The sequence below is a fragment of the Pseudomonas sp. HR96 genome (assembly GCF_034059295.1).
Taxonomy (GTDB): Bacteria; Pseudomonadota; Gammaproteobacteria; order Pseudomonadales; family Pseudomonadaceae; genus Aquipseudomonas.
Genome location: NZ_CP139141.1, coordinates 5,226,721 through 5,241,082 on the forward strand (window position 1 = coordinate 5,226,721; position 14,362 = coordinate 5,241,082).

Genomic DNA, 14,362 nt, shown 5'->3' on the forward strand with positions numbered 1-14,362 from the left:
TGGTAATAACCTCTTAACTTTTAACCTTCACCGTTCGCGGATCCGTTGTCAGGCCCGTTCTTGGGGCCTCGGCGTCCGCGAAAATCAATCAGGCTGTCGACAATGGCCGCAACCACGAGCAACGGATAGAGCAGCTGCAGGAACAGCAGCAGTGTCACGTACACACCGACCAGCCAGAACCGCGCCAGGCGCTTTTCAGCGACCAGGCCATGGATCAGGGCCAGCCCGGCAAACACCAGCGGCACACTGCACAGCGGCGTAAGCATGGCCACCTGCGGCCCGAAGTTGGGCCCCACGAGCATGCACGCCAGCAGCAGGACCGCCGGTCCCAGGGGAATTCGCACGGCACGAAACTCGCGGCCGAACCCACCCGGGTTGTACAACACTGCCTGCCAGTAACGCCCCAGTATCAGGGCCAGCAGACTCAGGGTTTGCAGCAACGCCGCTATCAGGCCATTGAGCACCGGGGTAATCAGGGCTGCCAGGCGCGCTCGCTCCTCTACCGACATCTGTTGGTAGAGCCCGTCGAGCAGACGTGGCAGGAGCTGTTGAAGCGCCTGCGACATCTGTTCGATGGGTTCGCGGAAAACCGCCCCCAGCACCACTCCATACACCAGGCCCAGTGCGATGCTGACCAGCAGCACACGGTTCCAGGACATCCCCGAACGCAGACAGGCCGCGAGCCCCAGCGACCCCAGCAACACCATCAAGGTGCGCGGTTCGCCGTAGAACCACCAGACCAAGGCCGGCAGCAATGCCCACAGCAGTACGCTCGAAGCGTCCTTCATACCGCGCCGCAGGAACACCAGGCAACCGGCGGCGGCACTCAACCAGAACAACAGCGGCAATGCCGCACATCCCACCACCACAAGGGTGGCCTGCACGCGACCGCGCATGATGAAATCAGCCAAGGCGCGCATGCATCTATCCTTTCGCTACGTGTCGACTACCTGGACTCAGCGGCCGTGGCTGTCGGTGTAGGGCAGCAGGGCCAGGAAGCGGGCGCGCTTGATAGCGACAGCCAGCTGACGCTGATAGCGAGCCTTGGTACCGGTGATACGGCTTGGAACGATCTTGCCGGTTTCGGATACATAGGCTTTCAGCGTGTTGAGATCCTTGTAATCGATCTCTTTCACGTTTTCAGCGGTGAAACGGCAGAATTTACGACGACGGAAGAAACGTGCCATGTAATTGGCTCCTCAAAAGATCCGGGAATTACTCGTCAGCGTTATCGCTGGCGTCGCTGTTGTCGCCATCATCGCCATCGGCGCTGTCGGCGTGCTCAGGACGGTCACGACGCTCACGGCGCTCACCGCGGTTTTCTTCGGCTTTCATCAGCTCGGAAGGACCGGTGACAGCTTCGTCCATGCGGATGACCATGTTACGGATCACGGCATCGTTGTAACGGAAGTTGTCTTCCAGCTCGGCCAGGGCCTTGCCGCTGCATTCCACGTTCAGCAGAACGTAGTGAGCCTTGTGCACGTTGTCGATGGCGTAAGCCAGCTGACGACGACCCAGGTCTTCGAGGCGGTGGATTTCGCCGCCGTCGTCTTTGATGGCCTTGGTGTAACGCTCGACCATCGCGGGAACTTGTTCGCTCTGGTCCGGGTGAACCAGGAAAACGATTTCGTAATGACGCATGAATGCTCCTTACGGGTTGTAGCCTGCCGCCAGGGCGGTCAGACAAGGAGTGAATGACACTAGTGAGTCTTGCCCGCAGGCAAGGCGCGCAATTGTAGAGAAGGGGCCTGGGGGAAGCAAGGAGATTGGTGATTATTTGAACAGGCGGGGGATTGCATCAGGGCCACCACCGGCCGCCCGCGCGGCCTATCGCGGGCTTCGCGCACTCCTACGCTTGTCTCGATTTGTAACCGTAGGAGCGCGCGAAGCCCGCGATCAGGCGGCTACTTCTTCTTGACCGCCGCCTTGGCGTTGCGCTGGCGAACCGCTTCGAACAGGCACACGCCGGTAGCGACCGAGACGTTCAGGCTGCTGACGCTGCCGGCCATCGGCAGCTTGACCAGGTAATCGCAGTGCTCGCGAGTCAGGCGGCGCATGCCCTTGCCTTCGGCGCCCATGATCAGGATGGTCGGCCCGGTGAGGTCCTGATCGTAGATCTCGACCTCGGCCTCCCCCGCCGTGCCCACAACCCACAGGCCGCGCTGCTGGAGCTTTTCCAGGGAGCGCGCCAGATTGGTCACGGCCACCAGCGGGATAACTTCAGCGGCGCCGCAGGCCACCTTGCGCACCGCAGGAGTTAGGGTTGCCGACTTGTCCTTGGGCACGATCACCGCCAGGGCGCCGGCCGCATCGGCGCTGCGCAGGCAGGCGCCGAGATTGTGCGGGTCGGTCACGCCATCGAGCACCAGCAGCAGAGGCGCGCCCTCGGTACGGTCAAGCAGCTCGTCGAGCATCGCTTCACCCCAGACCTGGCTCGGGCTGACTTCGGCAACCACACCCTGATGCACACCCTCGACCCAGACATCCATCTCGCGGCGCTCGGCCTGGCCGATCGCGACCTTGTTCAGGCTCGCCAGCTCGACCAGCTTCTGCACCCGCGGCTCGCTGCGGCCGTCGGCCAGCCAGACTTGCTTGACCCGCTTGGGGTGGTGACGCAACAACGCTTCCACGGCATGCACGCCGTAGATTTTTTCCAACTGACTCATGACTTCGCCTTGGGTTTGCGGGCGCCGGTCTTGGACGGCCCCTTGCGGTGCGTGGTGGGCTTGCCGTCAGCCTTGGCCGACGACTTTCCCGCGCCACCGCCCGAGCCCTTGGCCTCGGCCAGCAGGGCTTTTTTCATTTCACGGCTCTTGCGCACGTCGGCGTTGTTGGCCACCGCGTCGGCTACGCGATAAGCCTCACTGGCGCCGGACGCCTTGCCCGACTTTTCCGAGCTGCGCCGTGGCGGCTTGATCGGCGCCTCGTCACGGGCCGCAGGCTCCTTGGCCTTGCCGCGCGCGGCAGGCTTGGCGGCCTCCTCGCGCTGGGCAGGCTTGGCCGAGGACTTGCCGGAGGGCTTAGCGGCGGGCACCGGAGTGCTGGCCTGACGGTTTTTTTTACCGATGGGCGCGTTCAGCGTGTTCTCGGCCATCTCGAAGTCGATCTTGCGCTCGTCGAGGTCGACGCGCATCACGCGCACTTCCACTGTATCGCCCAGGCGGAAGCTGCGCCCGGTGCGCTCGCCCGCCAAGCGATGGTGCACAGGGTCGAAATGGTAGTAGTCGCCGGGTAGCGCGGTGACGTGCACCAGGCCTTCGACGAAGATGTCGGTCAGCTCGACGAACAGGCCAAAACCGGTCACTGCGGTGATCACCCCCGGGAAGCTCTCGCCGACGCGGTCCTTCATGAACTCGCACTTGAGCCAGTTGGTGACGTCACGAGTGGCTTCGTCGGCGCGGCGTTCGCTCATCGAGCACTGCTCGCCCAACTGTTCCAGGGCGTTCTCGTCGTACGGGTAGATGCGCGCCTTGGGAATGGTCATCGCACCGGCACGGCGTACGTGCGGGGTTTCCTGCTTGGAGCGGATCACGCTGCGGATCGCCCGGTGCGTGAGCAGGTCGGGGTAACGGCGGATCGGCGAGGTGAAGTGGGTGTAGGCCTCGTAGTTGAGGCCGAAGTGACCCTGGTTGTCGGCGCTGTACACCGCCTGGCTCAGCGAGCGCAGCATCACGGTCTGGATCACGTGGAAGTCCGGGCGATCCTGGATCGCCGCGAGCAGCGCGCGGTAATCCTTCGGCGATGGACCGTCCTTGCCCTTGTTGATCGACAGGCCCAGCTCGCCGAGGAAGGCGCGCAGTTTTTCCAGGCGCTCTGGCGGTGGGCCATCGTGCACCCGATACAGGGCCGGAATCTCGTGCTTCTTGAGGAACTCGGCCGTGGCGACGTTGGCCGCCAGCATGCATTCCTCGATCAGCTTGTGCGCATCGTTGCGCACAGTCGGCTTGATCTCGGCGATCTTGCGCGAGGAACCGAAGACGATGCGGGTTTCCTGGGTTTCGAAGTCAATGGCGCCGCGGGTATGCCGCGCTTCGAGCAACACCTTGTACAGCGCATAGAGCTGCTTGAGGTGCGGCAGCACTTCGCCGAATTCGCCGCGCAGGGCTTTCGCTTCGCTGGAGCGCGAGTGCTCGAGCATGGTGCTGACCTTGTTGTAGGTCAGGCGCGCGTGGGAGTGGATCACCGCCTCGTAGAACACGTAGTCGGTCATCTCGCCGGACTTGGAGATGGTCATCTCGCAGACCATGGCCAGGCGGTCGACGTGCGGGTTCAGCGAGCACAGGCCGTTGGACAGCTGCTCGGGCAGCATCGGGATCACGCGCTCGGGGAAGTACACCGAGTTGCCGCGCACCTGGGCTTCTTCGTCCAGCGCCGAGCCGAGCTTGACGTAGCTGGAGACGTCGGCGATGGCTACGTAGAGCTTCCAGCCGCCATTGAACAGGCGCAGCTTGCTCTTGGCTTCGCAGTAGACCGCGTCGTCGAAGTCGCGGGCATCTTCGCCGTCGATGGTAACGAATGGCAGGTGGCGCAGGTCGACGCGCTTTTCCTTGTCCTTCTCTTCCACTTCCGGACGCAGCTTGGCGGCCTCCTTGAGCACCGCCTCGGGCCAGACGTGAGGAATGTCATAGGTGCGCAGCGCGACGTCGATTTCCATGCCCGGCGCCATGTAGTTGCCGACCACTTCCACGATGTCGCCCTGGGGCTGGAAGCGCACGGTCGGCCAGTGGGTGATCTTCACCTCGACGAACTGGCCGACCTTGGCGGCGCCGTTGCGGCCGGGGGTGATCAGCACTTCCTGCTGCACCTTGGGGTTGTCCGGTACGACGAAGCCGATGCCGCTTTCTTCGAAATAGCGGCCGACGATGGTTTCGTGGGCGCGGGAGATGACTTCGACGATCACCCCTTCGCGCCGGCCACGACGGTCCAGGCCCGACACCCGCGCCAACGCGCGGTCGCCGTCGAACACCAGGCGCATCTGTGCCGGGCTCATGAAGAGGTCGTCGCTGCCGTCATCCGGCACCAGGAAGCCGAAGCCGTCACGATGGCCCGTGATACGGCCCAGGATCAGGTCGAGCTTGTCCACCGGCGCATAGGTGCCACGGCGGGTGTAGATCAATTGACCGTCACGCTCCATGGCGCGCAGACGGCGGCGCAAGGCCTCCAACTGGTCTTCGGTGGTCAGGCCGAACTCTTCCACCAGCTGCTCGCGGCTGGCGGGCGAACCCCGTTCGGCGAGATGCTGAAGAATCAGCTCGCGGCTGGGAATGGGGTTTTCGTAGTTTGCCGCTTCACGAGCGGCCTCGGGATCGAGGGTCTGCCAATCGGCCATTAGAGAGAATTCACCTTGTCTATATAGGGGTTAGTTTGGCATACGGCGCTTGAAACGGGAAATTTCGGGGCCCGGCCATGGGATAACCATCAACACTGCGATGAGAGTAGCGCGGCCCTGATGAAGCTTCATCCGATAGTTTTCAGATAAAACGAAAAAAAATCATTTTTTTTGCATTTTCGGGCTTTACAGCCTTTGGGGTGCTCCGTATAGTGCGCGCCATCGACGACGCACAGCGCAGTCGATGTTGCCCAGGTGGTGAAATTGGTAGACACGCCAGCTTCAGGTGCTGGTGACCTTACGGTCGTGGAAGTTCGAGTCTTCTCCTGGGCACCAATTCAAGCGTTCGAGATCACAGCGTCTGGAACCCTCCAAAAACCCGCGAAAGCGGGTTTTTGCGTTATGGAACAATGATTTATTAAACCTTCACAAGGGGGTTTACAGATCCTTGGAGCCTCTATATAGTGCGCTCCACGACGACGAACAAGGTTGTCGTGATTGCCCAGGTGGTGAAATTGGTAGACACGCCAGCTTCAGGTGCTGGTGACCTTACGGTCGTGGAAGTTCGAGTCTTCTCCTGGGCACCAAATTCAAGCATGAACCCGCGAAAGCGGGTTTTTGCGTTTCCGGGGTCAGCAAAACCGACGGGGATGGCCTGTGGGAGCGAGCTCTTCGATCCTGAAACAGGATCAAACCGCCCTGGCGGCCCCTCGGGGGCTTTGCCCCCTCCCACGCCACTCCACACCCGCCATGCCTCAAGCCCTGAACTGACCCAGGCTCGCCTTCAACTGGGCTGCCAGGCCATCCAGCACCTTGCTGCTGGCCGTCGTCTCGAGCACCGCCTGCGCGGCTTTCTCGGCCTGCACATGGATAGTCTCCACCCTCCCCTTTACCGCATGAGCACCTTGCGCCTGGTGTTCGGCCGCGCGAGTGGCCGTACCGATGGCCGCATGCACCTGCTCCACCGATGTCTGCACGGTCTGCTGCAACTGGGCACTGTCGCGCAGCACCACCAACCCCTCGCTGGCCTGGCGCCCGGCCTGACTGATGGCCGCCACCGCCTCGCGGGCGCCGGCCTGCAACGCACCGATATGCGCCTGGATATCACCGGTCGAACTCTGCGTCTTGCTGGCCAGGGCGCGCACCTCGTCCGCCACCACCGCAAAGCCACGACCGGTCTCCCCGGCTCGCGCCGCCTCGATGGCGGCGTTCAGGGCCAGCAGGTTGGTCTGCTCGGCAATGCCGTGGATCACCGTCAGCACCACTTCGATCTGCTGGCTCTGCTCGGCCAGGCGCTCGATCACCTTGGAGCCGGTTTCCACCTGGCCGGCCAGCGCCTCCATCAAGCCGCTGACCTGGGTCGAGGCCTTGGTGCTGTCGTCGGTGGCGCGGCGAATCTCGGCCACCTGGTCCAGGGCCGAGCGCATGGCCTGGCTTTCTGCCTGAGCCTGGCTAGCCATGGTCGAGAGGGCCTCGAGGCTGGCCGCCACCTCGTCGCGCTGGCGCTCGGCCGCAGCATCGGCACCGGCGTTGCGCTTGGCCATGGCACCGATCTCGACGCCGGTGCGCTGGGCCACGTCGCCAGCTTCGCGGACGATGGGCTGCAATTTGTCGATGAAGCGGTTGACCGCGCCGGCCATGTCGCCGATTTCGTCACGACTGTCGAGTTTGACCCGCTTGGTCAGGTCGCCGTCGCCCGCTGCCAGGTCGTTGAGCGCCGCGATCAACAGGTGCAGCTTGCTGACTACCCGGCGACCCAGCACCACGGCCAGGGTCAGCAGCACCCCGAGGCCGACCAGCACCAGGCCCAGGCCGATGCGCCAGCGCAGGGTCCCGGCTGCATCCTGCACGGTGCTGGTGGTGTTGGCCTGCATGGCACTGGCGCTGCTCTGCGCACTTTGCAGACGCGCCTTGAGCGCCTTGGCGCTTTCCGCCGAGGCCCCGGCCAGGCTGTCGCCCACCAACTGATCGCCGCTGGCGATCAGTGCCGCAAAGCGCTTGTCCAGGGCCTGCAGCTCTAGATCCACCGAGGCCTTGGACACGCCCATCAATACCTTGCCGATCTCCACGCCATTGGGGCTGATGGATGACTCGACGTAGAACACGCCGGGGTCGGTCTTGGCCGCGCTGAGCACTTTATCCAGAGCCCGCTCGCCCTCGCCCTTGGCCAAAAGGGCCTGGTTGATCGGGTTGTCACGATTGAGGTAGCGGGTCAGGTGCTCGCCCTGGGCGTCGTTGTAGATCACGAACAGCACATTGGGGTTGCGCTGGGCGCGGCGAGCGAACTCGCTGAGGGTCGGCACGTCATTGTCCCACATGGCCCGCGGCGCTACCGAAGCGAGCAACTCGGCCATGTCGCTGGCAGAATCCTCAAGGCTCTTTTCCAAGGTCGCGCGCAGCTGCGCCTGTTCATCCTTCAAGCGACTGGACAGGCCGGCACTGAGGCGCTGGCGGGTATTGCTGGACAGCGAGTCGAGCCCCGAGGTGACCTCGTCGCTGGCCTTTTCCAATTCGCCGGAGAGCTTCTGGCTGTCGGCACCCAGGCGCTGGTCGAGATCCGACTCCAGGGCCGTGACCGTGCTCCGGGTCAGAGCGACCGCCACCAGCACTTGCACCAAAAGAGCGATGCCCAGCGCGATGAACACCGGACGCAACAAACGACTGCGCAATAGAGAGAGTACGGCCGACACTGGAATATCCCCTGCACTTTGGCGCCATTAAAATGATGGCTTACCAATATGCGGATAATCCCAGCAAAGCCCATGCCGTACAGGCGGCAAAAACGACAAAGGGCCCGCTTGGGGCCCTTTGCTATTTACATCAACGCTTTATCAGGCGAACGGGTGACGCAGCACGATGGTTTCGTTGCGGTCCGGGCCCGTCGAAATAATGTCGATCGGCGCACCGACCAGCTCTTCGACGCGCTTGATGTAGGCCCGAGCAGCGGCAGGCAGCTCTTCGAGGGTCTTGGCGCCCACGGTCGATTCGCTCCAGCCTGGCATCTCTTCGTAGACCGGCTCCAGGCCCAGGTAGCTGTCGGCGTCGGTCGGCGCTTCGATCACGGCACCATCGGCGTTCTTGTAGCCCACGCAGATGTTGATGGTTTCCAGGCCGTCGAGTACGTCCAGCTTGGTCAGGCACAGGCCCGAGATGCTGTTGACGTCGATGGCGCGACGCAGGATGACGGCGTCGAACCAGCCGCAACGACGGGCACGGCCGGTGGTGGCGCCGAACTCGTGGCCACGCTTGGCCAGGAAGGCGCCGACGTCGTCGAACAGTTCGGTGGGGAACGGCCCCGAGCCGACGCGGGTGGTGTAGGCCTTGGTGATGCCGAGGATGTAGTCCAGGTACATCGGACCGAAGCCCGAACCGGTGGCGATGCCGCCTGCGGTGGTGTTGGAGCTGGTCACGTACGGGTAGGTGCCGTGGTCGATGTCCAGCAACGAGCCCTGGGCGCCTTCGAACATGATGTCCTTGCCGGCGCGACGCAGATTGTGCAGCTCGGCAGTGACGTCGAGCATCATCGGCTTGAGCAGCTCGGCGTATTCCATGCACTCGTCCAGAGTGGCCTGGAAGTCGACGGCCGGCTCCTTGTAGTAATTCACCAGCACGAAGTTGTGGTAGTCCAGCAGCTCGCCCAGCTTGGCGGCGAAGCGCTCGCGGTGGAACAGGTCACCGATGCGCAGGCCGCGGCGTGCGACCTTGTCTTCGTAGGCCGGGCCGATGCCACGGCCGGTGGTACCGATCTTCATCTCGCCACGGGCTTTCTCGCGCGCCTGGTCCAGGGCGACGTGGAAGGACAGGATCAACGGGCAGGACGGGCTGATCTTCAGGCGCTGGCGAACCGGCACGCCCTTCTCTTCCAGCTTGACGATCTCGCGCAGCAGAGCGTCGGGAGCCACCACCACACCGTTGCCGATCAGGCACTCGACGCCGTCACGCAGGATGCCCGAAGGAATCAGGTGCAGAACGGTCTTTTCGCCATCGATCCACAAGGTGTGACCCGCGTTGTGGCCGCCCTGGTAACGCACCACGGCCGCAGCATGTTCGGTCAGCAGATCGACGATCTTGCCTTTGCCCTCATCACCCCATTGGGTGCCCAGGACTACGACATTCTTACCCATGATACTTGTCCTCATTCACGCAAACTGGGTGCCGGCAGCGGCCGGCAGAAAAATCAAAGGGCCAGCGGCAGTACTTGCCATTGCCCGTTCTGCTGAATCAGTTGCCGGTCGCAATCGGCTTCGGCGGCGGCGCTCAGCGCCTGGCCTGGCAACGCCTGGACCACCCGCTGGCCCGCTGCGCGCAGCTGGCGGACCTGCTGCCACAAGGCGGCATCGGTGCTGTCCGGCATCCAGATGCCACCGCTGGCCACCTCGATTTCGGCACGGCCCAGGGTCACCAGGCTTTTCAGGTCGGTAGAAAAACCTGTGGCCGGGCGGGCGCGACCGAAGTCGGCGCCGATGTCATCGTAGCGACCGCCCTGCGCGATGGCCTGGCCCATGCCCGGCACGAACACGGCGAACACCACGCCGGTGTGGTAGTGGTAACCGCGCAGCTCGCCGAGGTCGAAATACAGCGGCAGCTCGGGGTAACGCAGCGCCAGCCGCTCGGCGATCGCCAGCAGGTCGTCCAGGGCGGTCAGCACTGGCGCCGGCGCGCCGGCCAGGCGCACACGGGCCTGGGCCAGCACTTCGCGGCCGCCGCACAGGTTGACCAGCGCCCGCAACATGCCGGCGAGGTCACCCGGGAGACCCTCGGTCAGGGCCACGACCTCGTCGATGGCCTTGCGCTGCAGCGCGTCGAACAACTGCTGCTCGACGTCGCCGGACAAACCAGCGGCGCGGGCGAGGCCACGATAGATGCCGACATGGCCGAGGTCCATGTGCACATCGGGCACGTCCGTCATCTCCAGCATAGCCAGCATCAGGCTGATGACTTCGACATCGCTGCTCGGGCTGGCATCGCCATACAACTCGGCGCCCAGCTGGATCGGGCTGCGCGAGGACGACAGCGCCCGCGGCTTGGCATGCAGCACGCTGCCGGCATAGCACAGGCGGCTGGGCCCGGCACGGCGCAGGGTGTGTGCATCGATACGGGCCACCTGCGGCGTGATGTCGGCGCGAAAGCCCATCTGCCGACCCGATTGTGGATCGATGACCTTGAAGGTGCGCAGGTCCAGGTCCTGGCCAGCGCCGGTCAACAGCGATTCGAGGTATTCGATATGCGGGGTGACCACGAACTCGTAGCCCCAGCTCTGGAACAGGTCCAACACCTTGCGCCGCGCCACTTCGATGCGCGCCGCCTCAGGTGGCAGTACTTCTTCGATGCCATCTGGCAGCAGCCAGCGGTCTACCGTTGCCATTACGCCTTTCCCCTATGATCCCGCACGGCCAGCCTTGCGACTGGCCCTGAGTGAAGCCCGAACCGCCTGCTGCCCATCGGCTGACAGGTGCGGCGAATCGGTAATCGAACTTGCAGACGCAAAAAAGCCGGGAATTTCCCGGCTGCCGCATGATACACACGTTTTCGCCAGGGATCACCCCGCCAGGCATTTTAGCCGCCCGGCGGGGTGCCCACGATCACGGCTTGAACTTCTCCATGTACTTGAAGAAGTCGCTGTTGGGATCGAGTACCAGCACGTCGCCCTTGCTCGAGAAGCTCTGGCGATAGGCTTGCAGGCTGCGGTTGAACGCGTAGAACTCCTGGTCCTGACCATAGGCCTTGGCGTAGATCGCCGCCGCCTGGGCATCGCCGTCACCACGTGCTTCCTCGGACTCGCGATAGGCTTCGGCCAGCAGGACTCGGCGCTGACGATCGGCGTCGGCACGAATGCCTTCGGCCAGCTCGTTACCCTTGGCCCGATGCTCGCGCGCTTCGCGTTCACGCTCGGTGCTCATGCGCTCGAACACGCTGCGGTTGACTTCCTTGGGCAGGTCGATGGCCTTGACCCGCACGTCAATGACTTCGATGCCCAACTCGTCGTTGGCCATCTTGTTCAGCGACTCGGTAATGCCCGCCATCAGTTCGTCGCGCTGGCCGGAGACCACTTCATGCAGCGTGCGCTTGCCGAACTGGTCACGCAGGCCGGATTCCAGACGGCGCGACAGACGATCGTCGGCGATCTGCTTGAGGCCCGAGGTCGCGGTGTAGAAGCGCTCGGCATCCTTGACCCGCCATTTGGCGTAGGCATCGACCATCACCGCCTTCTTCTCCAGGGTCAGGAACCGCTGGGTCGGGGCGTCGAGGGTCATCAAGCGTGCATCGAACTTGCGCACCTGGTTCACGTAAGGAACCTTGACGTGCAGCCCAGGCTGGACATCGGCCTGCACCACACGACCGAATTGCAGGAGCACCGCGCGCTCGGTCTGGGACACTATATAAAAGCTGTTCCAGGCGACCACGCCCAGTACCACCGCAACGATCAGGGCGATCAGTGATTTATTGCCCATCAGCGACTCTCCCTGGAACGTAATTCACGCTGTTGCTGCTGCAGGTCGGCTGCGGCGCGAGCGCCTGCGTCGCTGGCAGGTGCCGGGCTGCCGGCGGCCGGCGTGGAAGGGCTGCGGCTGCCGTCGATCATCTTGTCCAGTGGCAGGTACAACAGGTTGCTCTGCCCGTCCTTGCCGCTGACCAGCACCTTGCTGGTGCTGCTGTAGATGTCCTGCATGGTTTCCAGGTACAGGCGCTGACGAGTCACGTCCGGCGCCTTGCGGTACTCGGCCACCAACTTGGTGAAGCGGTCGGCCTCACCCTTGGCGCGGGAGATCACTTCATCGCGATAGCCGTTGGCATCCTCGATGATGCGCTGCGCCTGACCACGGGCCTCGGGCACCACGCCATTGGCGTAGGTCTCGGCCTGGTTGCGCGAACGCTGCTCGTCTTCCCGGGCGCGGATCACGTCATCGAAGGCTTCCTGCACCTCACGCGGCGCAGCGGCGCTCTGCACGTTGACCTGGGTCACCGTGATACCGGTCTTGTAGGTGTCCATGAAGCCTTGCAGGCGCTTCTTGATTTCGCTGGCCATCAGCTCGCGGCCCTCGGTCAGCACCTGATCCATGGCGGTCGAACCGACCACATGGCGCAAGGCGCTGTCGGTGGCGTGTTGCAGGCTGACCTCCGGCTGGTCGACGTTGAGCACGTAGTCCTGCAGGTTGGTGATCTTGTACTGCACGGTCAGCGGCACCTCGACGATGTTCTCGTCCTCGGTGAGCATCTGCCCCTGCTTGGTGTAGGCCCGCTCGCGCGTGACGTTCTCCATGTACTTCCTGTCGATCGGCGGGAAGTAGATGTTAAGACCCGGGCCGACGGTTTCGTAGTACTTGCCGAAGCGCAGCACCACGGCCTGCTCCTGCTCGTCGACGACATACACGGCGCTGTACAGCCAGATGGCCGCCAGCACTACCAGGCCAATGCCGAGCAGGCCGAGGCCGCCGCCCCTGGACGAGTTGTCGTCACCGCCACCACTGCCGCTGCGTTTTTTACCGCCACCGAACAAACCGTTCAGGCTTTCCTGCAGCTTACGGAAGGCTTCGTCGAGATCCGGTGGCCCCTTGCGGTCGCCACCACGGCGCTTGCCACCCCAGGGATCCTGATTGTTCGAGTTGCCACCCGGCTCATTCCAAGCCATAGCGCTCTCCATCTGATAAAGCAAAGACGCGCCCACGGCGCGCCGGCCAATGCTACAGAATGCTCACCGCTGCGGCACAACCGCTTTGCGAGGCTTTTATTGCAAAGTGTGTTTTTCGATGAATTCCACGGGCTCCATCCCTTCTCGGCTAACCAGGCGATTCAACTCTACTCGCGGCAGGCGCACGGCCAACAGGCTGGAACCTTGCTCGTCGTGCGTCTCGCTTTGTACCGCGCCTATGGAAAAGAACTGCGCACGCAGGCGCCCCAGGTTTTGCGGCAAGCACAAGGTGGCCACGAACAAGTCGTCGCCCAGCAGCTCGGCCACGGCCTGGCGCACCAGGTCCAGGCCGCGCCCGTCCCGGGCCGAAACCCAGACCCGCTGTGGCTTGCCGTCGGCGTCGCGCTGGATTTGCGGCTCGACGCCTTCGAGCAAATCGAGTTTGTTATACACCTCGAGGATCGGCAAGCCTTGCGCACCGATCTCGGTGAGCACCGCCATGACCTGCTCGATCTGGGCCATGCGCTCCGGCTCGTGGGCGTCGATCACGTGCAGCAGCAAGTCGGAGTTGCTCGATTCCTCGAGCGTGGCGCGGAACGCCTCCACCAGCTTGTGCGGCAAGTGACGGATGAAACCCACGGTGTCGGCAAGAATCACCGGCCCCAGGTCGTCCAGCTGCAGACGCCGCAGGGTCGGGTCCAGCGTGGCGAACAACTGGTCGGCGGCGTACACCTCGGACGAGGTCACGGCGTTGAACAGGGTCGACTTGCCGGCGTTGGTGTAGCCCACCAGCGACACCGAAGGAATATCGGCACGCTTGCGCCCACGCCGTGCCTGCTCACGCTGGCTGCGCACCTTCTCCAGACGCTGCTTGATCTGCCGCAGGCGCACCCGCAACAGGCGCCGGTCGGTTTCCAGCTGGGTTTCACCGGGGCCACGCAGGCCGATGCCGCCACCCTGGCGCTCCAGGTGAGTCCAGCCACGCACCAGCCGCGTGCTCATATGCTCCAGTTGGGCCAGCTCTACCTGCAGCTTGCCTTCATGGGTACGGGCGCGTTGGGCAAAAATATCGAGGATCAGACCGGTACGGTCCAGCACGCGACACTCGAAGACCTTCTCGAGGTTGCGTTCCTGACTGGGGGTCAGGGTGTGATTGAATATGACCAGGTCGACCTGCTCGGCCTTGACCTGATCGCGAAGCTCCTCGACCTTGCCGCTGCCGATAAGAAACTTCGCCGAAGGACGATGCCGCGCTACGTTGACGAACGCGACGGTTTCGGCGCCGGCCGAAACGGCCAGCTCCTGAAACTCCTGCGGATCTTCTCGCGCCTCAGGGTCCTGACCATCCAGATGAACGAGAATGGCCCGTTCACCACCACCGTGGCGCTCAAAGAACAAGGCAG

General features: G+C 63.6%; 11 protein-coding genes and 2 tRNA genes. 2 read left to right on the plus strand and 11 right to left on the minus strand.

The annotated features are described in order from the left end of the window. Window positions 1-20: 20 nt before the first annotated feature. The 5 genes from SFA35_RS23450 to rnr all read right to left on the minus strand — a co-directional run bounded on the left by SFA35_RS23450 (window position 21) and on the right by rnr (window position 5,329). Window positions 21-920 carry a hypothetical protein gene (locus SFA35_RS23450; RefSeq protein ID WP_320573192.1) on the minus strand — a complete coding sequence of 300 codons (900 nt, stop codon included), beginning with the start codon at window positions 918-920 and terminating at the stop codon, window positions 21-23. Between the two features lie 36 nt (window positions 921-956). Then, window positions 957-1,187 (minus strand): 30S ribosomal protein S18, encoded by a 231-nt coding sequence (gene rpsR, locus SFA35_RS23455; protein WP_213875515.1) that lies wholly within the window; start codon window positions 1,185-1,187, stop codon window positions 957-959. 28 nt (window positions 1,188-1,215) lie between these two features. Beyond that, window positions 1,216-1,641: a 30S ribosomal protein S6 gene (rpsF, locus tag SFA35_RS23460; RefSeq protein ID WP_213875516.1), complete on the minus strand. Its 426-nt coding sequence runs from the start codon at window positions 1,639-1,641 to the stop codon at window positions 1,216-1,218. 263 nt (window positions 1,642-1,904) lie between these two features. After that, the gene (rlmB, locus tag SFA35_RS23465; protein ID WP_320573198.1) at window positions 1,905-2,666 is read right to left on the minus strand and encodes a 23S rRNA (guanosine(2251)-2'-O)-methyltransferase RlmB; all 762 of its coding nucleotides are present in this window, start codon (window positions 2,664-2,666) and stop codon (window positions 1,905-1,907) included. Next, window positions 2,663-5,329 (minus strand): ribonuclease R, encoded by a 2,667-nt coding sequence (gene rnr, locus SFA35_RS23470; protein WP_320573200.1) that lies wholly within the window; start codon window positions 5,327-5,329, stop codon window positions 2,663-2,665. The genes rlmB and rnr overlap by 4 nt, the downstream gene beginning before the upstream one ends. A 249-nt stretch (window positions 5,330-5,578) precedes the next feature. Between rnr and SFA35_RS23475 the strand changes: the two genes are divergently transcribed. Beyond that, window positions 5,579-5,665 (plus strand) — tRNA-Leu (locus tag SFA35_RS23475). A gap of 164 nt (window positions 5,666-5,829) precedes the next feature. Further along, a tRNA-Leu gene (locus SFA35_RS23480) sits at window positions 5,830-5,916 on the plus strand. Window positions 5,917-6,084: 168 nt separating this feature from the next. Here SFA35_RS23480 and SFA35_RS23485 read toward each other — a convergent pair. The 6 genes from SFA35_RS23485 to hflX all read right to left on the minus strand — a co-directional run bounded on the left by SFA35_RS23485 (window position 6,085) and on the right by hflX (window position 14,357). Further along, window positions 6,085-8,019 carry a methyl-accepting chemotaxis protein gene (locus tag SFA35_RS23485; RefSeq protein WP_320573203.1) on the minus strand — a complete coding sequence of 645 codons (1,935 nt, stop codon included), beginning with the start codon at window positions 8,017-8,019 and terminating at the stop codon, window positions 6,085-6,087. Window positions 8,020-8,160: 141 nt separating this feature from the next. Continuing rightward, window positions 8,161-9,453 carry an adenylosuccinate synthase gene (locus SFA35_RS23490; protein ID WP_320573205.1) on the minus strand — a complete coding sequence of 431 codons (1,293 nt, stop codon included), beginning with the start codon at window positions 9,451-9,453 and terminating at the stop codon, window positions 8,161-8,163. Between the two features lie 53 nt (window positions 9,454-9,506). Then, a complete protein-coding gene (locus tag SFA35_RS23495) occupies window positions 9,507-10,694 on the minus strand; it encodes an ATP phosphoribosyltransferase regulatory subunit (RefSeq protein WP_320573207.1) in 1,188 nt (395 codons plus the stop codon). Between the two features lie 217 nt (window positions 10,695-10,911). Further along, window positions 10,912-11,781, minus strand: coding sequence for a protease modulator HflC (gene hflC, locus SFA35_RS23500; protein ID WP_320573209.1), 870 nt, complete (start codon window positions 11,779-11,781; stop codon window positions 10,912-10,914). Further along, window positions 11,781-12,959 (minus strand): FtsH protease activity modulator HflK, encoded by a 1,179-nt coding sequence (hflK, locus tag SFA35_RS23505; RefSeq protein WP_320573211.1) that lies wholly within the window; start codon window positions 12,957-12,959, stop codon window positions 11,781-11,783. The genes hflC and hflK overlap by 1 nt, the downstream gene beginning before the upstream one ends. Window positions 12,960-13,055: 96 nt before the next feature. Beyond that, window positions 13,056-14,357: a ribosome rescue GTPase HflX gene (hflX, locus tag SFA35_RS23510; protein ID WP_320573214.1), complete on the minus strand. Its 1,302-nt coding sequence runs from the start codon at window positions 14,355-14,357 to the stop codon at window positions 13,056-13,058. Between the last annotated feature and the right edge of the window lie 5 nt (window positions 14,358-14,362).

Bases quoted from the DNA above. Each gene is read 5' to 3' on its own strand.
- rlmB (WP_320573198.1), bottom strand. From the start codon at position 2,666: ATGAGTCAGTTGGAAAAAATCTACGGCGTGCATGCCGTGGAAGCGTTG.
- SFA35_RS23450 (WP_320573192.1), bottom strand. From the start codon at position 920: ATGCGCGCCTTGGCTGATTTCATCATGCGCGGTCGCGTGCAGGCCACC.
- rnr (WP_320573200.1), bottom strand. From the start codon at position 5,329: ATGGCCGATTGGCAGACCCTCGATCCCGAGGCCGCTCGTGAAGCGGCA.
- SFA35_RS23495 (WP_320573207.1), bottom strand. From the start codon at position 10,694: ATGGCAACGGTAGACCGCTGGCTGCTGCCAGATGGCATCGAAGAAGTA.
- hflK (WP_320573211.1), bottom strand. From the start codon at position 12,959: ATGGCTTGGAATGAGCCGGGTGGCAACTCGAACAATCAGGATCCCTGG.
- SFA35_RS23490 (WP_320573205.1), bottom strand. From the start codon at position 9,453: ATGGGTAAGAATGTCGTAGTCCTGGGCACCCAATGGGGTGATGAGGGC.
- hflC (WP_320573209.1), bottom strand. From the start codon at position 11,781: ATGGGCAATAAATCACTGATCGCCCTGATCGTTGCGGTGGTACTGGGC.
- rpsR (WP_213875515.1), bottom strand. From the start codon at position 1,187: ATGGCACGTTTCTTCCGTCGTCGTAAATTCTGCCGTTTCACCGCTGAA.
- rpsF (WP_213875516.1), bottom strand. From the start codon at position 1,641: ATGCGTCATTACGAAATCGTTTTCCTGGTTCACCCGGACCAGAGCGAA.